General features: G+C 67.5%; 17 protein-coding genes, 2 pseudogenes and 1 riboswitch. Of the genes and pseudogenes, 14 read left to right on the top strand and 5 right to left on the bottom strand.

The genetic code is table 11. The features are described from left to right. Positions 1-23: 23 nt before the first annotated feature. A pseudogene (locus LI94_RS11985) lies at positions 24-1280 on the top strand (FAD-binding protein); the annotation flags it as partial. On the opposite strand, the gene LI94_RS11980 reads toward LI94_RS11985, so the two are convergent. After that, a complete protein-coding gene (locus LI94_RS11980; protein WP_046301321.1) occupies positions 1277-3211 on the bottom strand; it encodes an ABC transporter ATP-binding protein/permease in 1935 nt (644 codons plus the stop codon). The pseudogene LI94_RS11985 and the gene LI94_RS11980 overlap by 4 nt on opposite strands. Before the next feature lie 183 nt (positions 3212-3394). On the opposite strand from LI94_RS11980, the gene secA2 reads away from it, so the two are divergent. The 10 genes from secA2 to LI94_RS11930 all read left to right on the top strand — a co-directional run bounded on the left by secA2 (position 3395) and on the right by LI94_RS11930 (position 11817). After that, positions 3395-5755, top strand: coding sequence for an accessory Sec system translocase SecA2 (gene secA2, locus LI94_RS11975; protein WP_046301320.1), 2361 nt, complete (start codon positions 3395-3397; stop codon positions 5753-5755). Positions 5756-5764: 9 nt separating this feature from the next. Continuing rightward, positions 5765-6367: a CDP-alcohol phosphatidyltransferase family protein gene (locus LI94_RS11970; RefSeq protein ID WP_024442759.1), complete on the top strand. Its 603-nt coding sequence runs from the start codon at positions 5765-5767 to the stop codon at positions 6365-6367. Continuing rightward, positions 6360-7289, top strand: coding sequence for a DUF881 domain-containing protein (locus LI94_RS11965; protein ID WP_024442760.1), 930 nt, complete (start codon positions 6360-6362; stop codon positions 7287-7289). The genes LI94_RS11970 and LI94_RS11965 overlap by 8 nt, the downstream gene beginning before the upstream one ends. 88 nt (positions 7290-7377) lie before the next feature. After that, a complete protein-coding gene (locus LI94_RS11960; protein ID WP_024442761.1) occupies positions 7378-7710 on the top strand; it encodes a DUF1290 domain-containing protein in 333 nt (110 codons plus the stop codon). Between the two features lie 5 nt (positions 7711-7715). Further along, a complete protein-coding gene (locus tag LI94_RS11955; protein WP_024442762.1) occupies positions 7716-8489 on the top strand; it encodes a DUF881 domain-containing protein in 774 nt (257 codons plus the stop codon). 28 nt (positions 8490-8517) lie between these two features. After that, a complete protein-coding gene (gene gcvH, locus LI94_RS11950; protein ID WP_046301319.1) occupies positions 8518-8931 on the top strand; it encodes a glycine cleavage system protein GcvH in 414 nt (137 codons plus the stop codon). A 175-nt stretch (positions 8932-9106) separates the two neighbouring features. Beyond that, positions 9107-9592: a glycogen accumulation regulator GarA gene (garA, locus tag LI94_RS11945; protein WP_024442764.1), complete on the top strand. Its 486-nt coding sequence runs from the start codon at positions 9107-9109 to the stop codon at positions 9590-9592. Further along, positions 9592-10329 (top strand): MerR family transcriptional regulator, encoded by a 738-nt coding sequence (locus LI94_RS11940; protein ID WP_024442765.1) that lies wholly within the window; start codon positions 9592-9594, stop codon positions 10327-10329. Before garA ends, LI94_RS11940 begins: the two co-directional genes overlap by 1 nt. 124 nt (positions 10330-10453) lie before the next feature. Beyond that, complete coding sequence (locus tag LI94_RS11935; protein WP_024442766.1) at positions 10454-10948, top strand: bifunctional nuclease family protein; 495 nt, start codon at positions 10454-10456, stop codon at positions 10946-10948. A 233-nt stretch (positions 10949-11181) separates the two neighbouring features. Continuing rightward, positions 11182-11817, top strand: a complete 636-nt coding sequence (locus LI94_RS11930; RefSeq protein ID WP_024442767.1) for a MerR family transcriptional regulator — start codon at positions 11182-11184, stop codon at positions 11815-11817. 69 nt (positions 11818-11886) lie between these two features. Here LI94_RS11930 and LI94_RS11925 read toward each other — a convergent pair whose 3' ends face one another. Together LI94_RS11925 and LI94_RS11920 are read right to left on the bottom strand one after the other, a co-directional pair. Beyond that, positions 11887-12510, bottom strand: a complete 624-nt coding sequence (locus tag LI94_RS11925) for a TetR/AcrR family transcriptional regulator (RefSeq protein ID WP_024442768.1) — start codon at positions 12508-12510, stop codon at positions 11887-11889. After that, a complete protein-coding gene (locus LI94_RS11920) occupies positions 12507-13415 on the bottom strand; it encodes an oxygenase MpaB family protein (RefSeq protein ID WP_046301322.1) in 909 nt (302 codons plus the stop codon). The genes LI94_RS11925 and LI94_RS11920 overlap by 4 nt, the downstream gene beginning before the upstream one ends. Before the next feature lie 116 nt (positions 13416-13531). Then, positions 13532-13629, top strand: a riboswitch (glycine riboswitch). Positions 13630-13792: 163 nt separating this feature from the next. Between LI94_RS11920 and gcvP the strand changes: the two genes are divergently transcribed. The 3 genes from gcvP to LI94_RS11905 all read left to right on the top strand — a co-directional run bounded on the left by gcvP (position 13793) and on the right by LI94_RS11905 (position 20154). Continuing rightward, positions 13793-16624 carry an aminomethyl-transferring glycine dehydrogenase gene (gcvP, locus tag LI94_RS11915; protein ID WP_046301318.1) on the top strand — a complete coding sequence of 944 codons (2832 nt, stop codon included), beginning with the start codon at positions 13793-13795 and terminating at the stop codon, positions 16622-16624. A 107-nt stretch (positions 16625-16731) separates the two neighbouring features. Further along, positions 16732-18369 carry a hypothetical protein gene (locus tag LI94_RS11910; RefSeq protein WP_046301317.1) on the top strand — a complete coding sequence of 546 codons (1638 nt, stop codon included), beginning with the start codon at positions 16732-16734 and terminating at the stop codon, positions 18367-18369. A 180-nt stretch (positions 18370-18549) separates the two neighbouring features. Beyond that, entirely contained in the window at positions 18550-20154 is a 1605-nt protein-coding gene (locus tag LI94_RS11905) for a hypothetical protein (protein ID WP_046301316.1), read from the top strand. 25 nt (positions 20155-20179) lie between these two features. On the opposite strand, the gene LI94_RS11900 is transcribed toward LI94_RS11905, so the two are convergent. Further along, positions 20180-22324: a substrate-binding domain-containing protein gene (locus tag LI94_RS11900; RefSeq protein WP_046301315.1), complete on the bottom strand. Its 2145-nt coding sequence runs from the start codon at positions 22322-22324 to the stop codon at positions 20180-20182. Positions 22325-22390: 66 nt separating this feature from the next. After that, positions 22391-23256, bottom strand: a pseudogene (locus LI94_RS11895) (malate synthase G); the annotation flags it as partial.

Here is a 23256-nt window from a genome sequence, read left to right as displayed (position 1 = left end):
GGAGATGTGTATAAGAGACAGACTTCTATCTCGGCGGCGGCACCGCGGTCCAGGAGGCGACCGGGCATGCCGACACCGCAGACGAGATGTACAAGTACCTGGTCGCGGTGTCGCGCGAACCCGAGCACGACAAGATCCGGGCCTACTGCGACGGCAGTGTCGAGCACTTCAACTGGCTGGAGGATCTCGGTATTGCGTTCGAGCGCAGTTACTACCCGGAGAAGGCGGTGATCCAGCCCAACACCGAGGGGCTGATGTTCACCGGCAACGAGAAGGTGTGGCCGTTTTTGAACGAGGCCGTTCCGGCGCCGCGCGGGCACAAGGTTCCGGTGCCCGGTGACACCCAGGGCGCCAAGATGGCAATCGACCTGCTGCTCAAGCGGGCCGACAACCTCGGGGTGACGATCCGCTACGAAACCGGTGCCACCGGGCTGGTCACCGACGCCTCCGGCGCCGTCGTGGGTGTCACGTGGAAGCACTTCACCGAAAGCGGTGTGGTCAAAGCGAAGTCGGTGGTGATTGCCGCCGGTGGCTTCGTGATGAACCCGGAGATGGTCGCCCAGTACACGCCGAAGCTCGCCGAGAAGCCGTTCGTGCTGGGCAACACCTACGACGACGGGCTGGGCATCCGGATGGGGATGTCGGCGGGCGGCGCCACCAAGCACATGGACCAGATCTTCATCACCGCGCCGGTCTACCCGCCGTCGATCCTGCTGACCGGCATCATCGTCAACAAAGAGGGCAAGCGCTTCGTCGCCGAGGACTCCTACCACTCGCGCACCTCGGGATTCGTCATGGACCAGCCCGACAGCGCGGCCTTCCTGATCGTCGACGAGGCCCACATGCGCAAGCCGCAGGTGCCCTTGGTCCCGCTGATCGACGGATGGGAGACCGTTCCGGAAATGGAAGCCGCACTGGGCATTCCGGAAGGAAACCTGGTCGCGACACTGGACCGCTACAACACCTACGCGGCGCAGGGACAGGACCCGGACTTCCACAAGCAGCCGCCGTTCCTGGCTCCACAGGACAATGGCCCGTGGGGCGCTTTCGACCTATCGCTGGGCAAGGCGATCTACGCCGGCTTCACCATCGGCGGGTTGGCGACGTCGGTGGACGGCGAGGTGCTGCGCAGTGACGGCCAGCCCATTCCGGGGCTCTACGCCGCCGGAGCCTGTGCGGCCAACATCGCCCAGGACGGTAAGGGATACGCCAGCGGGACCCAGTTGGGTGAGGGCTCGTTCTTCGGCCGGCGCGCCGGGGCGCACGCGGCAACTCGTTAGACCGCAGACAGGTCCCAGCGGCCCTGGCCGAGCAGCTCCAGCACGTGCTTGTGGTGCTGGCGCACCGTGTGCCGGTGGCTCACGCTGACCAGGATGGTGTCGGGCAGCTCGGAGCGCAGCAACCGGTACAGCGTCAGTTCCAGGCCTTCGTCGAGCGCCGATGTCGACTCGTCGAGGAAGGCAGCCTTGGGCCGCGTCAACAGGATTCGGGCGAATGCCACCCGCTGCTGCTCACCGGGCGAGAGCACCTTGGCCCAATCCTCGACGTCGTCGAGCCGGTCGACGAGATTCGGCAGCGACACCTTGACCAACGCCTCGGTGATCTCGGCATCGGTGACCTCGCCGGCCGACAGCGGGTAGGACACCACCGCTCGCAGATCACCCAGCGGGATGTAGGGCAGCTGCGAGATGAACATCGTGGCGTTGACCGCATCGGGGCGCCGCAGGGTTCCCGACGCGTACGGCCACAACTGGGCCAGGCTGCGCAGCAGCGTCGTCTTGCCACTGCCCGACGGTCCGGCGATCATCAGCGCATCACCGACGCCCAGCTGCACATCGAGCGCCTCGATCAGCGGGACACCCTCGGGGTTGCGCACCTCGACGCCCTCCAGCGCCACCGTGCCGTCCGGGCTGGGCTTGACCAGCAGCTCGGGAAGATCGCGGGCCTCGCGGTTGGCCTCCAGCAGGCCGTGCAGACGAATGATCGACGCCCGGTAACCGGCGAAGTTGTCGTAGGCGTTGCGGAAGAACGACAGGGAGTCAGAGATATTGCCGAACGCCGACGCGGTCTGCGCCACCCCGCCGAACATGATCTGTCCGGAGAACAGTCGCGGCGCCTGGATCACCCAGGGCAGCGGCACGATCGCCTGGCTCACCGACAGGTTCCAGCCGGCGAATCCGATGGTCCGGTTCACGAAGTTCAGATAGTTGGCGATGATCGCGCGGAACCGCGTCCGCAGCTGGACCCGCTCAGCCAGCTCGCCCCGGTAGAACGCCACCGACTCGGCGGCGTCGCGCACCCGCACCAGCGCGTACCGGAAGGCGGCGTTGGTGAGCTCATTGCGGAAGCTCAACCGGATCAGCGGACGGCCGATCCAGAACGCGACAATGGTCGCGATGGCCACATAAACCAAGACGATCAAAAACATCGCCCGCGGGATGTCGAACCCGAACACGGTCAGCGTGCCCGACAGGTTCCACAGGATGGCGGTGAACGACACCACCGTGACCATGGACTGGACGGCACCGAACAACAGCGTGCTGCCGGTGCCGTTGGACGGTGCGTTGACGTTGGCGCCGTTGCCCGCGGTGAAGATGTCGATGTCCTGCTGAATACGCTGATCCGGGTTGTCGATGGCGCCTTCGATGGCTTCGCCGACGGCCGGGTCAGGCGGTGTCTTGACGAAGTGGGCCCGGTAGTAGGCCCGCCCGTCCAACCAGTCCCCGGTCAGGCGATCGGTGAGCCAGATGCGCCAGTTCACCATGAAGTGCTGGGTCAGATAGATGTCGAGCATCACCCGCGCCACGTGCAGCACGGCCATCAGGCTGAAGATGCCGATCGACATCCAGAATCCGTGTACGCCGGACTGTTTGATGGCCTCGTCCCCGCCGGCGGCGCCCTGGAAGGCGGTCTGCAGCGACGAGTACATGTCGTTGCCCTGGAAACTGAACAACACGTTGAGCCGGACCGCGGTGATCACCGACAGCAGCAGCACGCCCAGCATCAGCCAGACACGCAGGCTGTCCCGCCCGGTGAAGTAGGCGCCGCTGATCTCCCAGAACTGGCGTCCCCATCGGGTGCTGACCCGCAGCAGGGCCGCCACTGCCAGCACGCTCACGGCGCTGATGGTCCAGGCCAGTGCGATCCACACCAGCGAATCGGGCAGCGCATGCCCCCAGTCGATGGACGGATTGAACAGCTTCGAGTCCACTGCCGATGTCTCCTTGCCGTCCGTATCGCCGCAATCGCGTCGCGGCCGGTATCCGAATCGAGAAATCCCGTGCGAAACCTACCGCAGCAGTGCGGCGTCGTGCCGGATAAGCATGGCCCGGCAGCCCGCCGACGCGACGGTGCCCCCGGCTTGCGAGCGACGGCCACCGCGTACCGTTGTGCTGTGGCTAACACCTCCAAGACTGTCTCCGGAACGCGAACCAAGTCGGGTCGGCTCAGCGGGAAATTCTGGAAACTGCTGGGCGCCAGCACCGAGAAGAACCAGAGTCGTTCGATGGCCGAGGTCACCGCGGCCGGCGAGTACGCCAAGAAGGCCGCTGGACTCGATGACGAGCAGCTGCGCAAAGCCGCGAAACTGCTCAAACTCAAGGAGCTGGCCGACGCCTCCGACATCCCGCAGTTCTTGGCGATCGCCCGGGAAGCCGCCGAGCGCAGTATCGGGCAGCGTCCGTTCGACGTTCAGCTGCAGGGCGCACTGCGGATGCTGGCCGGGGATGTCGTCGAGATGGCCACCGGCGAAGGCAAGACGCTCTCCGGTGCGATCGCTGCCGCCGGATACGCCATCGGTGGCCGGCACGTACACGTGGTCACCATCAACGACTACCTCGCGCGTCGCGACGCCGAATGGATGGGTCCGCTGCTGGAGGCTCTGGGGGTCACCGTCGGGTGGATCACCGAAGAGTCCACGGCGGCCGAGCGTCGCGCGGCCTACCAGTGCGATGTCACCTACGCATCGATCAATGAGATCGGCTTCGACGTGCTGCGTGACCAGTTGGTCACCGACGTCGACGATCTGGTCTCGCCCAACCCGGATGTGGCGCTGATCGACGAAGCCGACTCGGTGCTGGTCGACGAGGCGCTGGTGCCGCTGGTGCTGGCCGGCACCACCCACCGGGAGACGCCCCGGATGGAGATCGTCGAGCTGGTCGGGCGGCTCAAACCCGGCGTGGACTACGACTCCGACGAGGACCGGCGCAACATCCACCTCACCGAGGTGGGCGCGAACAAAGTCGAGAAGGCGCTCGGTGGCATCGACCTGTACTCCGAGGAGCACGTGGTCTCCACGCTGACCGAGGTCAATGTCGCCCTGCACGCGCATGTGCTGTTGCAGCGCGACGTGCACTACATCGTCCGCGACGGCAAGGTGCAGTTGATCAACGCCTCGCGTGGCCGGATCGCGGCCTTGCAGCGCTGGCCGGACGGCCTGCAGGCCGCGGTGGAGGCCAAAGAAGGTATCGAGACCACCGAGACCGGCGAGGTGCTCGACACCATCACGGTGCAGGCGCTGGTCAATCGGTATCCGACCGTGTGCGGTATGACCGGTACGGCGTTGGCGGCCGGCGAGCAGTTGCGGCAGTTCTATCAGTTGGGGGTCTCGCCGATCCCGCCGAATATGCCCAACATTCGCGAAGACGAGGCGGACCGGGTCTACATCACCGCCGCGGCCAAGAACGACGCCATCGTGGCCCACATCGTCGAGGTGCACGCCACCGGGCAGCCGGTGCTGGTCGGCACCCACGATGTCGCCGAGTCCGAGGAACTGTACGAGCGGCTGCGCAAGCGCGGTGTCCCGGCGGTGGTCCTCAACGCCAAGAACGACGCCGAAGAAGCCACGGTGATCGCCGAGGCCGGCAAGCTCGGGGTGGTCACGGTGTCCACCCAGATGGCCGGCCGCGGCACCGACATCCGCCTGGGCGGCTCCGAAGAGGCTGATCACGACGCGATCGTCGAGCTGGGCGGCCTGCACGTCATCGGCACCGGGCGCCAGCACACGCAACGCCTCGACAACCAGTTGCGGGGCCGGGCCGGTCGTCAGGGCGACCCGGGATCGTCGGTGTTCTTCTCCAGCTGGGAAGACGACGTCGCCGCGACCAACCTGGAAGCCAACAAGCTGCCGACCGAGACCGACGACGACGGTCGGATCCTGAGCCCGAAGGCCTCAGGCCTGCTCGACCACGCGCAGCGCATCGCCGAGGGCAAGCTGCTCGACATCCACGCCAACACCTGGCGGTACAACCAGCTGATCGCCCAGCAGCGCGCGATAATCGTGGAGCGGCGCAACACGCTGCTGTCCACCCCGGCGGCTCGCGAGGAGCTGGCCGAGCTCACCCCGAAGCGCTACGCGGAGTTGAAGGACCAGCTGGGGCAAGACGGGCAGGACGGCGAAGCCAAGCTGGAGAAGATCTGCCGGCTGATCATGCTCTACCACCTGGACCGCGGCTGGGCCGACCACCTCGCCTACCTGGCCGACATCCGCGAGAGCATCCACCTGCGTGCCCTGGGCCGGCAGAACCCGCTCGACGAGTTCCACCGGTTGGCGCTGGATGCGTTCGCCTCACTGGCCGCCGACGCCATCGAGGCGTCCCAGCAGACGCTGGAGACCTCGGACTCGATCGAATCCGAGCCGGGGATCGACCTGTCGAAGCTGGCCCGGCCCACCTCGACGTGGACCTACATGGTTCGCGACAACCCGCTGAGCGACGACAGCATGGATGCGCTGAGCCTGCCCGGGATCTTCCGCTAGGGGGTCGGTATGACTGTCGGCTCCGGCTCCGATCGCGTTGAGGACCGGGTGCTCACCGTGCCCAACGTGATCAGCCTGGCTCGCCTCGGCCTGATCGGCGTTTTTCTTTATCTGCTGCTGATCGCGCGGGCCGACGGACCGGCAGTGGCGACCCTGATGCTCAGCGGTGCCTCCGACTGGGCGGACGGCAAAGTGGCTCGCCTGTTCAACCAGTACTCGACGCTGGGGGCGCTGCTCGACCCGGCGATCGACCGGCTTTACATGCTGGCGATTCCGGTCGCATTCGGCGTGCGGGGTTTGGTGCCCTGGTGGATCATCGGCGTGCTGCTGGCCCGGGATCTGCTGCTTGCCGCCACCCTGCCGGCGCTGCGTAGCCGGGGACTGACCGCGCTGCCGGTGACCTACGTGGGCAAGGCGGGCACCTTCGCGCTGATGTCGGCGTTTCCGCTGATCCTGCTGGGGCAGTGGGATCAGCTGTGGAGCCGCGTGGTGCTCTCGGCCGGCTGGGCCTTCCTGATCTGGGGCCTGGGCATGTACCTGTGGGCGTTCGTGCTGTATCTGGTCCAGGTGAGACTGGTGGTCCGCACCATGCCGAAGGTTGCCGGTGGCTGAGCCGTTTTTCGCGCTGAGTGGCTACGACTCTCAGGGGGCGGGCGCCCACGAGGCCGGCAGGCCGCGGAAATTCGCGGTGCCGTCTTTGCTGCGCTCCCTGTTGTCCGAACATCTCGACCCCGGCTACGCCGCGGCGGCAGCCCGGCGTGCACGCCGCACCGCACCCCCCGCTGCCACCGCCCGGGTCGCGGGGTGGGCATGGGAGGCGGCGGCGGCGTTGCTGGTGGCGGCGGTGTTCGCCGTCGCGGTGGCGCAGGCCCGGTCGGTGGCTCCCGGGGTGCACGACGCCCAACAGGTGCTGGCGACGAATGTCCGCGCGGCCGAAGCCGTCACCGGGAGGCTGGCCGACAAACGGGAGACCTACGCCAACCGGGTCGACGAGTTGCGCCGGCACCGGCTGGCCGACGACGCCCAGGGCCAGCGGGTGTTGGCCGGCCTGGACGCGCTCAGCCTGGAGGCCGCCGGCACGCGGGTGAGCGGCCCCGGGCTCACCGTCACCGTCACCGACCCCGGAGCCGGGCGGAATCTCTCCGATGCCTCCAAACAGCGGGTGTCGGGCAGTCAGCAGATCATCTTGGACCGCGACCTCCAGCTGGTCGTCAACTCGCTGTGGGCCAGCGGGGCCGAGGCGATCGCCGTCGGAGACGTCCGCATCGGGCCCAACGTCACGATCCGGCAGGCCGGCGGAGCCATCCTGGTCGACAACAAACCGATCAGCAGTCCCTATTCGCTGCAAGCCATCGGGCCGCCCCGCGAACTGCGCGACACCTTCGACCGCAGCCCCGGGCTGTACCGGCTAAGGCTGTTGGAGGCGTCCTACGGGGTGGGGGTTCGGGTCGACGGGCGCAGCTCGGCCGACCTCACGCTGCCGGCCGGCTCGGTGCGAGATGTCCGGTTTGCCAAACAGATAGGGGCGTCGTGACGCAAGCTAGCGCTGCGGGTCGTGACTTGGCCGGCTTGGCCGTCGTGGCCCGCACGGATCCGGTTCGGGAGGCTGGAGTGATGTCGCAATGATCGGTATCGCCGCGCTCATCGCCGGCATCGTCTTGGGACTGCTCTTTCACCCCAGCGTGCCGGAGGTGGTTCAGCCCTATCTGCCGATCGCCGTGGTGGCCGCGCTGGACGCCGTGTTCGGCGGCCTGCGTGCCTACCTGGAGCGGATCTTCGATGCGAAGGTGTTCGTCGTGTCGTTCGTCTTCAACGTTCTGGTGGCCGCTCTGCTGGTCTACCTCGGTGACCAGTTGGGGGTCGGCACCCAGCTGTCCACCGCGATCATCGTGGTGCTGGGCATTCGCATCTTCGGCAACGCGGCGGCGCTGCGGCGACGGCTGTTCGGGGCCTGACACACATGAGTAGCGCCGATCCGGCATCGCACGGCCGTCACGAGCTGCCGCAGCCACCTGCTCGGAACGGTGTGCCGCCGCCCCGCGGCCGTTCCGGACCGGTGTTCAGCGTGCTGGGGATGCTGTTGTGTCTGCTGCTGGGCGTGGCGATCGTCACTCAGGTCCGCCAGAACGACTCCGAGGACGCGCTGGAGACGGCCCGCCCCGCTGACCTACTGGTGCTGCTGGATTCGCTGCGCCAACGCGAGGCCACCCTCAACACCGAAGTCGCCGAACTTCAGCAGACGCTCAACGCCCTGCAGGAGTCCGGCAGCAGCGACCAGGCCGCCATCGAAAACGCCCAGGCGCGGTTGGCCGCGCTGGCGATCATGATCGGCACCGTGGGCGCGGCCGGTCCCGGCGTGGTGATCACCGTGGACGATCCGACCCGCGGGGTGGCGCCCGAGACCATGCTCGACGTGATCAACGAACTGCGGGCAGCCGGTGCCGAGGCGATGGAGGTCCGCGACGGCACCAAGGCAGTGCGCATCGGGGTGGATTCGTGGGTTGCGGGCACGCCCGGTGCGCTGGAGTTCGACGGCACGGCTCTGGCGCCCCCGTATTCGGTTCTGGCGATTGGGGATCCCCCCACCCTGGCGGCCGCGATGAACATTCCCGGCGGGGCCGTCGACAGCGTCAAGCGGCTTGGCGGCGCCATGGCGGTGCAGCAGGCCGACCGTGTTCAGGTGACCGTGTTGCGACAACCGAAACCCCGCCAATACGCTCAGCCAGTCAAGTGAGCCCGACAGCGCAAGGAGCACCATCACCGTGAGCTCGGAAAGTTTAGTTCCAGCCGACCTGTACTACACCGCTGAGCACGAGTGGGTTCACCGCACCGGCCCGGACACCGTCCGCGTGGGCATCACCGACTTCGCGCAGGCCGCCCTCGGTGACGTGGTCTTCGTGCAGCTGCCCGCAGCGGGCACCGAGGTCACCGCCGGAGAGGCCTTTGGCGAGGTGGAGTCGACCAAGTCGGTCTCGGACCTCTACGCACCGATCACCGCATCGGTGAGCGCGGTCAACGCCGAACTGGACGCCAACCCGCAGTTGGTGAACTCCGACCCCTACGGCGCCGGCTGGCTGCTGGAACTTCAGGTGGCGAACGCGGATTCGGCGGCGCTGGACCAAAGTCTGGCGGGGCTGCTGACCGCCGACGCCTACCGGGCGACGTTGTCGGAATGACGATTGTTAGCCTGCCTGCCGGGACACGCTGGGCATCCGGCGACACGATCCCGCGGTGCGGGGGACATGACGGACCGCTGCGCGGTACGGTCGACTCAACGATTCAGGGTTGGGCGCAAGACATGTCCGGCGGGCGCGACCAGGTAGCAGAACAGCGGCCAGTGAGGAGTAGCGGGTGACGGAGAAGGACCCGGCAACGGGGCAAGACCAGGCAGGCGATGAGGTCACGGTGGAAACCACATCGGTTTTCCGCGCCGATTTCCTGAACGAACTCGACGCTCCCGCGCAGGCGGGCGGCGAGAGCCTGACCTCGGGTGTTGAAGGACTCCCCGTGGGTTCGGCGCTGCTGGTGGTCAAGCGCGGTCCCAATGCCGGATCGCGGTTCCTGCTCGACCAACCGGTCACCGCGGCCGGTCGGCACCCCGACAGCGACATCTTTCTCGACGACGTCACGGTGAGTCGTCGTCACGCCGAGTTCCGGCTGGAGGGCAACGAGTTTCAGGTTGTCGACGTCGGCAGCCTCAACGGGACCTATGTCAACCGGGAGCCGGTTGATTCGGCGGTCCTGGTCAACGGCGACGAGGTGCAGGTCGGCAAGTTCCGGCTGGTGTTCCTGACCGGCCCGAAGACGGGTGAGACCGAGGCCGGGCCGGGCAGCTGATGACCGCGCCTGACAGCCCTGACCTGGCCGGGATGTCAATCGGAGCGGTGCTGGACCTGCTTCGGCCGGATTTTCCCGACGTCACGGTCTCCAAGATTCGTTTCCTGGAAACCGAGGGGCTGGTCATGCCGCAGCGGGCGGCGTCGGGCTATCGCCGATTCAGTGCGTACGACTGCGCACGGCTGCGCTACGTGCTGACCGCACAACGCGACCAGTACCTGCCGTTGAAGGTGATCAAGGCGCGGCTGGACGCCGAACCCGATGGCGCGCTGCCGTCCCCGGAGTCGCCGTACCCCACCCCACGACTGGTGTCGGCCGGCGGCGAGACCGCCCACGGCGCGACGGCGCTGCCCGCGCCGCCGCGGCAGGTGCGGCTGAGCCGGGAGGATCTGCTGCAGCGTTCCGGCGGCGACGACGCGCTGCTGACGGCATTGGTCAGAGCGGGCGTGATCAGCGCCGGGCCGGGTGGGCTGTTCGACGAGCACGCCGTGGTGATCGTCCAGTGCGCGCGGGGGCTGGCCGACTACGGCGTGGAGCCGCGGCACCTGCGTGCTTTCCGCTCTGCGGCCGACCGGCAGTCCGACCTGATCGCCCAGATTGCGGGCCCGCTGGTCAAGGGGGGCAAGGCGGGGGCACGCGACCGGGCCGACGACCTGGCGCGCGAGGTCGCGGCGCTGGCGATCGCGCTACACACCGCGCTGCTCAAGTCCTCGGTACACGACGTACTGCACGGCTGAGGACTAGACTTCGCCTCGTTGGCTCGTTGCGCGCCATCCGGTTGTCCGACCGGGGGTTTCGCGACGAGTCAGACTGGGACGACAAGGACTTGGGACAGACGCGAACGCGGAGGGCTGACTGGAGATGGGTGAAGTACGCGTGGTCGGCATCCGCGTCGAGCAGCCGCAGAACCAGCCGGTGCTGCTGCTGCGCGAAGCCGACGGTGATCGATATCTCCCGATCTGGATCGGACAGGCCGAAGCCGCCGCCATCGCCCTGGAGCAACAGGGCGTGGAGCCCGCCCGGCCCCTGACGCACGACTTGATCCGTGACCTGATCGGCGCGCTCGGGCATTCGCTCAAGGAGGTCCGGATCGTCGACCTGCAGGAGGGCACGTTCTACGCCGACCTGATCTTCGACCGCGACATCACGGTGTCGGCGCGCCCGTCGGACTCGGTGGCCATCGCGTTGCGGGTGGGTGTTCCGATTTTCGTCGAAGAGGCGGTGCTGGCCGAGGCGGGCCTGCTGATCCCCGACGAGGGCGACGACGAGACCAGCGGCGCGGTGCGCGAAGACGAGGTGGAGAAGTTCAAGGAATTCCTCGATAGCGTGTCGCCCGACGATTTCAAAGCAACCTGACCCGGCGCGGCGGACTCAGCCTCGTCACAGATCCGTTTCATCTCTCTGCCGTCGACGCGACACGCCCGAACGAAAGCAACACGCGCAAAACGCGGCCCTCATACTTGAACCACGGCGGGAACAACTGCACGGCAGCTCGTCGGACGGCGTATGCTCACGACCAACTCGGGCAAGAGCAAACGCGGCCACTGGCCAGTCAGTGGCAACGAGCGCGATCGGCGAGAGGAAGCAGCGTGGGCGACCAACCGGGGCAGGAACAGCTGGACTTCACGGGTCAGTCCGACCAGGGCGACCGTCAGGTCCCGGCGGCCCCTTCCAGCGCCGGCCAACCCGTACAGGGCGGCTTGTTCCCGGACGACTCGGTTCCCGACGAACTCGTCGGTTACCGCGGCCCCAGCGCCTGTCAGATCGCCGGCATCACCTACCGCCAGCTCGACTACTGGGCCCGTACCTCGCTGGTGGTGCCCTCCATCCGGGGCGCGGCCGGCTCCGGTAGCCAGCGGCTGTACTCGTTCAAAGACATTCTGGTGCTCAAGATCGTCAAGCGGCTCCTGGACACCGGCATCTCGCTGCACAACATCCGGATCGCCGTCGACCACCTTCGCGAGCGCGGTGTCCAGGATCTGGCCAACATCACGCTGTTCTCCGACGGCACCACTGTGTACGAATGCACCTCGGCTGAGGAGGTCGTCGACCTGCTGCAGGGCGGTCAGGGCGTGTTCGGCATCGCGGTGTCAGGCGCGATGCGCGAGCTGACCGGCGTGATCTCCGACTTCCCCGGGGAGCGCGCCGACGGCGGCGAGTCGATCGCCGCGCCGGAAGACGAGCTGGCCAGCCGCCGCAAGTTCCGCGACCGCAAAACCGGCTAGAAATCACCGCCGCGACGTCGGCATTGCGGTCGAAACCCGTTGCGGTGCATTGCTTTTATTCGACAGCTTTTATTCGACAGCGCGTTCGGCCATCGGCGTCAGGACCTCTTGAGCGAAGTGTCGCAGCGCCGCATCATCGCGGAAGTCCGGATCGGCGGATGGCAGCGAGATATAGGTCAAGAACAGCCGGGCGAACACGTCGGCGACCCAGCGCACCGGCTGGCCCGGACTGCCGGGCGCGTCGCCGTGCAGGTAGTTGGCGATAAACGCTGATCCCATCGCCAGCAGGTCGCGGGAATCGGCGGCCGGTAGCGGCTCGAACTGCGCGGCGCGGCTCAGCATCGGATGTTCGCGGGCGAACGTGATGGCGGCGACGAAGGCCTCGGCCACGCCGTGGTGGGGGTCGGGCGTGTTGTCGATGGCGTCGGCCACCGTCGCCAGAAAACGCTGGGTCTCGCGGCGGATCAGGGCCTGGATCAGATCTTCGCGACGGGGAAAGCGGCGGTAGGCGGTCATCCGCGACACGCCCGCACGCCGCACCACCTCTTCGATGGTGACGCGCCGCAGGCCCACCGTCGCCGCTTCGTGAACGGCGGCGTCAAGAATGCGTTGCGCGGTCGGGTCGGTGGCATGGTCGGCGGGTGATCCGGCGACCGTTTCGCCGATGACGGTGATGAACTGCCGGTCGATCATGGTGCTCCTGCGGTGGTCACACTGGCGCCGTTGGCGCGTTCTCGCGCCAGTTTGGCGTAGGCGGGAAGGCCGTAGGCCCACCGGAGTCGTCGGGCGTCGAACTGCAGCGCCGGGCCGATCAGTCGCCTGACCAGCATGGGCGGGCGGTCGAATCCGGTGAGTTCTCGGGCCCAGCTCGGTGCGTAACTCATGCCGGCGTACACCGCGAACCGGTGTAGCGCGCGGTCGAGGGGGTCGGGCAGGTCGGGGTAGAAGGGTGCGGTGAGCAGGAAGTCGATGAACTCACGGGTCTGCGCGTTGACACCGAGTTGCGGGCGCATCCGGCGCACGTAGTCGTCGAGCTCAGCCATGTTCGACGGCACCCATTCGGCCCCCGCCATCCGGCCGATGGTCGCCTGCTCGGTCAGGTATCGGTCGCGTTCGTGCGGGGTCAACGGCCGATTCGTGCGCTCGAAGGTGCGCATGATCATCCACGGGATGCAGGTGTGTACCCACGCGAGCAGTTCGGGGTCCAGGGCGCGGTATGCCACGCCGTCGGGCCGGTTGCCGGTCACGTGGGAATGGATGGACTTCACCCGGTCGATCAGCTGCGTCGCGGCCTCGGTGTTGCCGAAGGTCGTGGTCAACACGTAACCGAGGGTGGTGCGGGCGCGCCGGAAGGGATCCTGACGGTAGGTCGAAAGATCCTGCACGCCGGCGATCACCGACGGATGAAGGATCTCCAGCACGATCGCCGGCAATCCGGCCTGCGCGACCGCGGCAACGTCCGCGTTCACCTCCCAGGACACACTGCCCGGACCGATCAAGCCCACGTCGCCCGGCGGGCCACCGTAGACGCCAGGGTCGTCATGCCGGCCGGTGATGTTCTCGAATTCGTTGACGATGCGCTGGCGTAGCCCGTCCATCTCCACCACCCACTGATATGAATGTTACAAATATAGTCTTAGTTATACCACGACGGCGGCCCGGTGCCCAGCGGATCCTGCCGGGCCGGGCCCGGCGGGTAGTATTGGCACCGCATCAGCCCCGCGCGGGAGAGTTCCGTGGCAGCCAGCCGCGGACGCCGAAGGAGCAATACCTCTCCGTCAACCTCTCAGGCACCCGGACCGCGCCGGCATTGATGCCTCTGGAAAGCGGTGACGCCCGTTCGGGTTACACCCGCCCATGGGGAAAGGCGCCGCAGGAATCTCGGCGCCGAATCTCTCAGGCGCCCGGGCCGGGCAGACGACAGAGGGGGAGGACACGAATTCGTCTCGCAGTCGTCTAGCGCCCAGGAGTTCCCGTGTCCGAGTACACCGAATCCCGCTTTGTTGACCGGCACATCGGCCCCGACAGCGCCGCGATCGACGCGATGCTCGCCGTCATCGGTGTCGCGTCGCTGGAGGAGCTCGCCGCCAAGGCGGTCCCCGCCGGCATCCTCGACGCGCTGAGCGCCGACGGCATCGCGCCCGGGCTGGACGTCCTGCCGGCCCCGGCCACCGAGGCCCAGGCCCTGGCCGAACTGCGCGAACTGGCCGATGCCAGCACGGTCGCCGTGTCGATGATCGGCCAGGGCTACTACGACACGCTCACCCCCCAGGTGCTGCTGCGCAACATCATGCAGAATCCGGCGTGGTACACCGCCTACACGCCGTACCAGCCGGAGATCAGCCAGGGCCGGCTGGAGGCCCTGCTGAACTTCCAGACCATGGTCGCCGAGCTGACCGGGTGCGAGATCGCCAACGCCTCGATGCTCGACGAGGGCACCGCGGCCGCCGAGGCGATGACGTTGATGCACCGCGCCACCCGAGGCACCTCGCATCGGCTGCTGGTCGACTCCGACGTGTTCACCCAGACCGCGGCCGTGCTGGCGACTCGGGCCGAGCCGCTGCGCATCGAGATCGTCACCGCCGACCTGCGTGCGGGACTGCCCGACGGTGACTTCTTCGGGGTGATCGTGCAGTTGCCGGGTGCCTCGGGCCGGATCACCGATTGGTCGGGGCTGATCGCGGCCGCCCACGAGCGCGGTGCGCTGGTGGCGGTGGGAGCGGACCTGCTGGCCTGCACGCTGCTGACCCCGCCCGGCGAGATCGGCGCGGACGTGGCATTCGGCACCGCCCAGCGGTTCGGGGTGCCGATGGGCTTCGGCGGCCCGCACGCCGGCTACCTCGCCGTGCATTCCGGTCACGCCCGCCAGCTGCCCGGCCGGCTGGTCGGGGTGTCCCTGGACGCCGATGGCTCGGCGGCGTTCCGGCTGGCGCTGCAAACGCGCGAACAGCACATCCGCCGGGACAAGGCCACGTCGAACATCTGTACCGCGCAGGTGCTGCTGGCGGTGATGGCCGCGATGTATGCCAGCTACCACGGCGCCGACGGTCTGACCGCGATCGCCCGGCGAGTGCACGCCCAGGCCGAGAAGATCGGTGCCGCACTCGGTGAGGCGCTGGTGCACGACCGCTATTTCGACACAGTGCTGGCCCGGGTGCCCGGCCGCGCCGACGAGGTGATCGCAGCGGCCAAGGCCGGCGGGATCAACCTGTGGCGCGTCGACGCCGATCACGTCTCGGTGGCCTGCGACGAAACGACCACCGACGCACAGGTGGCCGCGGTACTGGACGCCTTCGGACTGGCCGCGGTCGAGCCGGCCGGCGCGCCCATCGCCACCCGCACGTCGGAGTTCCTGACCCATCCGGCGTTCACTCGCTATCGGACCGAAACCGCGATGATGCGTTACCTGCGCTCGCTGTCGGACAAGGACATCGCCTTGGACCGCAGCATGATTCCGCTCGGCTCGTGCACGATGAAGCTCAACGCGGCCGCCGAGATGGAGTCGATCACCTGGCCGGAATTCGCGCGTCAGCATCCGTTCGCTCCGGCCGGCGACGCCGTCGGTCTGCGGACGCTGATCGCGCAGCTGGAAACCTGGCTGGCGGGCATCACCGGATATGACGCGGTTTCACTGCAACCCAATGCCGGCTCGCAGGGGGAGTACGCGGGTCTGCTGGCGATCCACGCCTATCACGCCAGCCGCGGCGAGTCGCATCGCGACATCTGCCTGATCCCGTCCAGCGCCCACGGCACCAACGCCGCGTCGGCGGCGCTGGCCGGAATGCGCGTGGTGGTGGTCGCCTGCCGCGACAACGGCGACGTCGACCTCGACGATCTTCGCGCCAAGGTCGATCAGCACGCTGCGGCGCTGTCGACGCTGATGATCACCTATCCCTCCACGCACGGCGTCTACGAGCACGACATCGCCGAGATCTGCGCCGCCGTGCACGACGCCGGTGGCCAGGTCTACGTGGACGGCGCCAACCTCAATGCGTTGGTCGGGCTGGCTCGGCCCGGGCGGTTCGGGGGCGACGTCAGCCACCTGAACCTGCACAAGACCTTCTGCATCCCGCACGGCGGCGGCGGCCCGGGCGTCGGGCCGGTGGCGGTGCGCGCGCACCTGGCCGAGTTCCTGCCCGGCCACCCGCTGGCCGCCGAGTTGCCCGCCGGGCATCCGGTGTCGGCGGCGCCGTACGGGTCCGCGTCGATCCTGCCGATCACCTGGGCCTACATCCGGATGATGGGTGCCGAGGGCCTGCGTGCGGCGTCGTTGACGGCGATCGCGTCGGCCAACTACATCGCCCGACGGTTGGACGAGCACTACCCGGTGCTTTACACCGGCGAGAACGGCATGGTCGCCCACGAGTGCATCCTGGACCTGCGAGCGATCACCAAGAGCACCGGCGTGACCGTCGACGACGTCGCAAAGCGTTTGGCCGACTACGGTTTCCACGCTCCGACCATGAGCTTCCCGGTGGCCGGGACCCTGATGGTGGAGCCCACCGAGAGTGAGAGCCTCGCCGAGGTCGACGCGTTCTGCGAGGCGATGATCGCCATTCGCGGCGAGATCGACCGGGTCGGAACCGGCGAATGGACGGTGGAGGACAACCCGCTGCGCGGGGCGCCGCACACCGCGGAGTGCCTGATGGTCGATAAGTGGGAGCACCCCTACACCCGGGAACAGGCCGCCTACCCGCTGGGCCGCGGGTTCCGGCCGAAGGTGTGGCCCCCGGTGCGCCGGATCGACGGGGCCTTCGGCGACCGTAACCTGGTCTGCTCGTGTCCGCCGGTGGAGGCCTACAGCTGAGGCGCCCGGCCTTCGGGAAATAGCCAGCAAAGTCTCAGCGAGAGCAAAAAAGAGTCTAGGATCGCCCTTATCCAACTCATGGTTGAGGTTCCGATCTAGGAGGACTCGTGCGGGAGCCACTTTCTCGCTCCTGCGTCAGCACCGGCGTCGCGCTCGTCAGCGCAGGGATCGTCACGCTCGCTCCGGTTGCGGTACCGCCGCCGGCCGCCGCGGTTTCAGCCGGAGTCGCGCTGACCACCTCCTACGGTGACCTGTTCTCCAACACCACGGCCAACATCGATCGGATCAGTACGCACGCGGACTGGTCGGCGATCTCGCAGCTGGTCACCGCGATGTTCGCCAATCCGGTCGGGGTGATCGAAGCGGCCAGCAACTTCACGCTGGCGGTGGACACCGACACCGCATCGCTGCCGGCGACGCTCTCGGTGCAGCTGTCGCCGGGGCTGGAATTGCTGATCGCCGGACTGACATCGCACGTGGCGACGCTGGACGCGCTCTTCGGCGTGGTCGACGAGCTGGGTGACCCCAGCACCGCATTCACCGCGCTGTTCAACGCCCCGGCCACGCTGCTCGACGCCTACCTCAACGGCCAGCACAACCTTTCGTTGCTGGACGGCATCGTCAGCATTCCGCTGTTCAGCGGGGTGCTGGCGCCCGAACAGAACTTGGAGATCGGCCTCAACCTGTCCCAGTTGCTGCAGATGCTGGGCCTGGGCACTCCGGATCTGAGCGAGCTGAACCTTGACGGCGTGATCGACCAGATCCGTCTCGGCACCCTGACCTTGGGTGGGCTGCTCAGCGGTCTGGGGTTCAGCGATGAAGGCCTGGGGGATCTGCTGAAGCTGGCCACCGACGTCAGCACCCTGGGCGATCTGCTCGACTTCGTGGGCCTGGGCGACTTGGGGCTGAGCCGCTACAGCCTCACCGCCCTGCTGGGCGAACTGGGCCCCGGCAGTGACTTCTTCCGCGATCTCGACCTGGATCTCGCGCTCGGCAACTTCAGGCTGGTCGACGTGCTAAGCGCATTCGGGATCGACGCCTGGATTCCCCTGGGCGTGGGCCAGGTACTGGTCGGGCTTGGCGACGGCGACCTGGCCGGCGAACACCTCGGCAGCCTACTGTCCGACGTCGGCCTTCTCACCGAACTCCTGAGCTGGCTCAACGCGACTGCGGCTGACCTCTTCGACCCCATTCCGCTGGTAGGGCCGCTGCTGACCGACTTTTTCAGCGGCCTGTTGGGAGTCGACAGCCTGGAGTCGCTGCTCAACACCTTCACGCTCGGCGACCTGCTGGGAGACCTGCGCATCGACGGCCCCGTCGCTTCGGTGTTGGGGAGTGTGGGCAGCGCATTGCTGTCCGCAGGCAACCTGACCATCGGCGGCATCCTGCAAGATCTCGGCTTCACCGATTCCATCGGCGACCTGACGCTGCGCGACGTGCTCAATGGGCTGGGGGGCGCACTCGGCGGCGTACTGACCGATGGCCCACTCGGGTTGGACCTGACCTGGCTGTTGAACGGCTTTGACGTGGGCGACCTGGTCGGCTTTCTGGGACTCGATGATCTGTCACTCAACGTCGGCGACCTCGTCGGGGACTGGGTGAACCCCTATCTCGCCGACCTACTCGAGGGCTTCGTCCAAGGGCAGGTGAACTTGGCCGGCGCCAGTGTCGGCGCCTTCGGCGGGACGTTCACCGAACTGTTCGTCAGCATGCCGCAGCAGCTCCTCGCCATGCTGGGCGAGTAGCCACCAGCGCGGTTTCGTAGCCGCATCAGATCGGTCGAATTCGGCTGCCGCAGCGCCCCGGGTGGCGGGGCAGAACGCTGGGTGCACCCGCAGAAAGTTCAGTGAAATCTCAAGTTGGACCTGAAAGAGGTTTACGCTGACCTCATCCGAATAACGATTAACATCGTCTGGGGGAAGATCATGCAACACCTCATTCTTCGTCCGCACCTCACCGCCGGTATCGCCGTCGTGGGTGCTGGACTGCTCGCGGTCGTGCCGGTCGAGCCCGTCACCGCGCCGGCGCTCTCATCAGCGGAAACACCCGCTGTCGCGCTGACCACCACCTACACGGAGTTGTTCACCAACACCTGGGACAACGTGCAGAACATCAGTGCACACGCCGATTGGTCGGGGATCTTCCAGGTCTTCACCGCGATGTTCACCAACCCGCTCGGGGTGATCGGCGCCTTCACCGATCTCACCCCGACCGTGGACACCGACATCACAGCACTGCCCGCGACGGTTTCGGTGCAGCTGGCGCCGGCGATGGAGTTGCTGATCGCCAATCTCGGGTCGCAGGCGGCGACCCTGAACGCGCTCAACAGCGTGATCGCCGACCTGGGCGACCCGGCAACCGGCTTCACCGCGCTGCTCAACGCGCCTGCCACCGTGCTCAACGCCTACCTCAACGGCCAGGACAACCTGAGCCTGCTCGGCGGCATCATCACCATCCCGGTGTTCAACGGCATCCTGGCGCCCGAGCAGAACATGGCGGCCGACCTCAACCTGACCAAACTGCTGGACGCCCTGGGGCTGGGCAACCTCGACCTGACCAATGTCAACCTCGCAGCCTTGATCGACCAACTCGGCCTGGGCGACCTGACCCTGGGGGGACTGCTCACCGAGCTGGGGATCAGCGGTGACGGCTTGGGTGACCTCCTGAAGCTGGGCAGCAACATCACCGACCTGGGCGGACTGCTGAGCTTTCTGGGCCTGGGCGACCTCGGGTTGGGCAGCTTCAGCTTGACCGGCATCCTCAGCGGGCTGGGCCTGGACACCGACGTCGACCTGAACAGCTTGAGCCTCGATGACGTGCTGAACGCGTTCGGAATCAACACCGAGATCAACCTCGGCCTGGCCCAATTGCTGACGGATCTGGGCTTCGGAGGCCTGGTCGATTCCTCGCTGGGGTCGCTGCTCGCCGGGCTGCCCACAGGTGCGCTCACCGATATCACCAACTTCCTGAATTCTGTGCTGGCGAGCATCATCAACGGCCTGCCGCTCGTGGGGACCGTTCTGGACGAAGTGCTCGGTTCCGTCGTCCTGACCCCGCAGAACCTGATCGACGCGCTGAACACGGTCACCTTCGGTGACCTGTTGGGCGGTCAGAGCATCGACGAGACCGTCAGCTCGCTGCTTGCCGCTCTCGGGGTGACATTGCCTACCGGCGACCTCACCATCGGCGGAATCCTGGAAGGTCTCGGCTTCGCCGATTCCACCGGTGAGCTGACGCTGGGCGGCTTGTTGAGCGGACTGGGTGGTGGACTGCTCGGGCTCGACGTCACCGGGCTGTTGAACGGTTTGGACCTGGGCGGCTTGATCAGCGGTCTGGGCCTCGACAACCTCCCGCTGAACCTTGGCGACCTGGTCGGTGACCTGTCGAACCTGAACCTCGGTGAGCTCCTCGACGACCTCGGCCTGGGCAACCTGGACCTGGCCAGCATCAGCGTCGGCGCCTTCGGCGGGATGATCACCGAAATGTTGGTCACCGTGCCGCAGCAGATCCTGGACGCGCTGAGCGGGTAGCGCAGCGGGGCTAGCCGAGGCTGAGTCAGCTCAGCAAGGCGTTGAGCGCGCCGGCCAGCTCGGGGGAGTTGGCGCCGCGCAGATTCTGGTAGGTACCGCCGGACAGTCGGGCCACCGACTGCCAGGTCGCCTGGTCGGCATCCGCGCCGAAGTCGATGACGTTGACGGCTACCGGTCGCTGCGGGTCACTGGTGGTCCGGATGAAGTCTTGGAGCCCGGGGCCATCCAAAGTCCGGTCGGTGTGCGGCCCCGCGGTGATGACGAGCACTGAATTGGCTTGCCCGGGGCGGTAGTTGGCCAAGGCCTGGTTGTATACCAGGCGCAGCGTGGTGAAAGACACCGCGCCCCCTGGCGTCGAGCTCAGTTCGTCGAGCTCCCTGACCAAGGCGTCCGCGCGAGTCCCGCCGTTGAGTGCTTCGTCCAACGGCCCGCCGGTCACCACATCGCGCCCCTCGGTGCCATCGAAGGTCCATAGGCCCACAGACGAATTCGGGGACAGGACTTTGATCCGTTGAACGAGCGCAGCGATCACATGGGCCAGCCGGCTCTTGCCGCCTTCGTCGGTGGTCATCGACTGGTCGAGCATCACCGTGACGGCCGCACTGCCCGGCAAGGTGGTCAGGGCGTTGGCGAGGGCGGCGCGCGTCGCGTCGTCGCCGGCCGACAGGGTGTCCGACACCGCCGGGAAGCCGGTGACCTCACTGCTGGGCGGTTCGACACCCTCGACGCGGAACCCGGCTTTGGCCAGCTCGGCAAGCTGGTCGGGCTTGCGCGCGAAGCGCGCGAATTCGCTGGCGGCACTGACCTGTTCCTGCGACAGCCAGGAGCCGGCGAGCAACACGGTGGGGTAGTCGGCGACCGGCACCGGGCCCGGCGGCCGCCAGGATGCCAGCTCGGTCGCCGGATCCGACAGCGACTGGCCGCGGGTGAACAATTGCTGCTCGGTGGTCACCACCGCATGCACCGGAGCAGCAGCCAGATCTCCCTGGCGCAGAAGCACGTTCATCGCCTCAGCGAGCGAAGCGTCGACGAGCTTGGGTTGTGCGCCCGCGAGCCGGTGCACTCCACCGACCCCATCGATGATGGGTGCGCCCTTGGGAGCGACACCGGCAGCCACTGCCTCGCCGGCCAGGAAGGCGGCGTCGCCGTTGCCGCCGATCGGCAGCGCCAGCCGCAGCGGCCCCCAGCCGGGCAGCCCGAGCGGACCCAGTCCTTCGGGGTCGGACTGTAGGTCGGGCAGACTCGCCCAGCTCTGCTTCTGGAGCGCGTTTTTGAGTTCGGGGCGGATCGCCAACAACACCGGCGAGGTGACCAGCGAACGACTGTCACTGACCGTCTCGGCCCCCGCGGAGGCCTGCAGCCGGGCGGTGGACACCGAACTGCCCGGAATCCACAGCGCCGGGCGCTGCCCCAGTTGCGCGGGCCAGTCACCGATGAAACCACTGACCACGGCATCGGAATCGGCCGGCTTGACCCGTACCGACACGCAGCGGTCGCCGATCGGCTTGGCGGTCTTGTTGAACCTGTCGGCGAAGCTCTGTACGTAGTCGGCGATCGACGGGTCCGCGACGACGGCCACCGTCAGATCACCTGCCGGGCAGTTGCCGGCGGCGACGGCGGAACGATGCGACAGCGAGTTGCCGAAGAAGCGCCACCCGATCACCACCCCCACGATGACGATCACCGACACCAGCGCGGCGATCACGCCGACGCTGACGCCGCGCGGCCCCGAGTCGTTGCGATGGCGGCGCCACCGCTCGAGATTGCGGTGACCGCCGCGCGGATCTTCTGGCTCGGGTGCCCCGCCCGGGTGCGACTCGTCGATCACGCCGCCGATGGCGCCGAAAGGACCCGTGCGGTACCGCGATTCCTCATCAGGCTCACCGCCGCGACGCATGTACTGCGCCGGGTCGGCATCGTCGAATCCGGCCTCGGATCGGGCGCGGTCGTAGCCCGCGCCATCGTTCGGCTCGCGGTATCCGGGGTCGCCACCGTCGGAGAACGACTCGTCATAGAACGCGTCGTGGTAGTCGTCGACGTAGTCGTCGTCGTCGGGGTCGCCGAAGCCGAACAGATCGGGGCCGTCGGAGAAGGGGCTGTCGTCGGGCTCGTTGCCGCCCACCGGCTCGTCGTCGGAATCGTCCGGGCCGGGGAAACTGTGCCTACCCACGGTGGGTGCGTCCTCTCCGCCTGGTCAGTCGTCCGGCCACGGTGATGTCCTCGGGTCTGCGCTGGCTCAGATACCGGCCTGGGCTTTGAACTCCCGGCGACGCCGGTGCAGGATCGGCTCCGTGTAGCCGTTGGGCTGGGTGGTCCCCGACAGGATCAGCTCGCGTGCGGCCGCGAACGCGATGCTGGACTCGAAATCGGGCGCCATCGGCCGGTAGCTCGCGTCGCCGGCGTTCTGACGGTCCACCGCCGGGGCCATCCGCTCCAGGCTGGACTGCACGTCGTCGGCGGTGATCACCCCGTGCCGCAACCAGTTCGCCAGCAGCTGTGACGAAATCCGAAGCGTGGCACGGTCTTCCATCAGCGCCACGTCGTGGATGTCGGGGACCTTCGAGCAACCCACGCCCTGGTCGATCCAGCGCACCACGTAGCCCAGGATCGACTGGCAGTTGTTGTCGACCTCTTCGCGGATCTCGTCGGGCGCCCAGGCCAGACCCTCCGACAGCGGGATGGTCAGCAGCTGATCGATTGTGGCGCGCCGCTTTCCGGTCAGTTCCTTCTGCACCTCGAACACGTCCACCTGGTGGTAGTGCATCGCGTGCAGGGTGGCGGCGGTCGGGGACGGCACCCACGCCGTGCTCGCGCCCGAGCGCGGGTGGCCGATCTTCTGGGTGACCATGTCGGCCATCAGGTCGGTCATCGCCCACATGCCCTTGCCGATCTGGGCGTGGCCGGTCAAGCCGGTGGCCAAGCCGGCGTCCACGTTGTTGTCTTCGTAGGCCAGGATCCACGGCTGCGACTTCATGCTCGCCTTGCGGACCATGGGCCCGGCCTCCATCGAGGTGTGGATCTCGTCGCCGGTGCGGTCCAGGAAGCCGGTGTTGATGAACACCACCCGGTCGGCGGCGGCCTTGATGCTGTCTCTTATACACA

It is taken from the genome of Mycobacterium sp. UM_Kg27 (assembly GCF_000972905.1).
Taxonomy (GTDB): Bacteria; Actinomycetota; Actinomycetes; order Mycobacteriales; family Mycobacteriaceae; genus Mycobacterium.
This window is presented reverse-complemented; position numbering and strand designations above follow the sequence as displayed.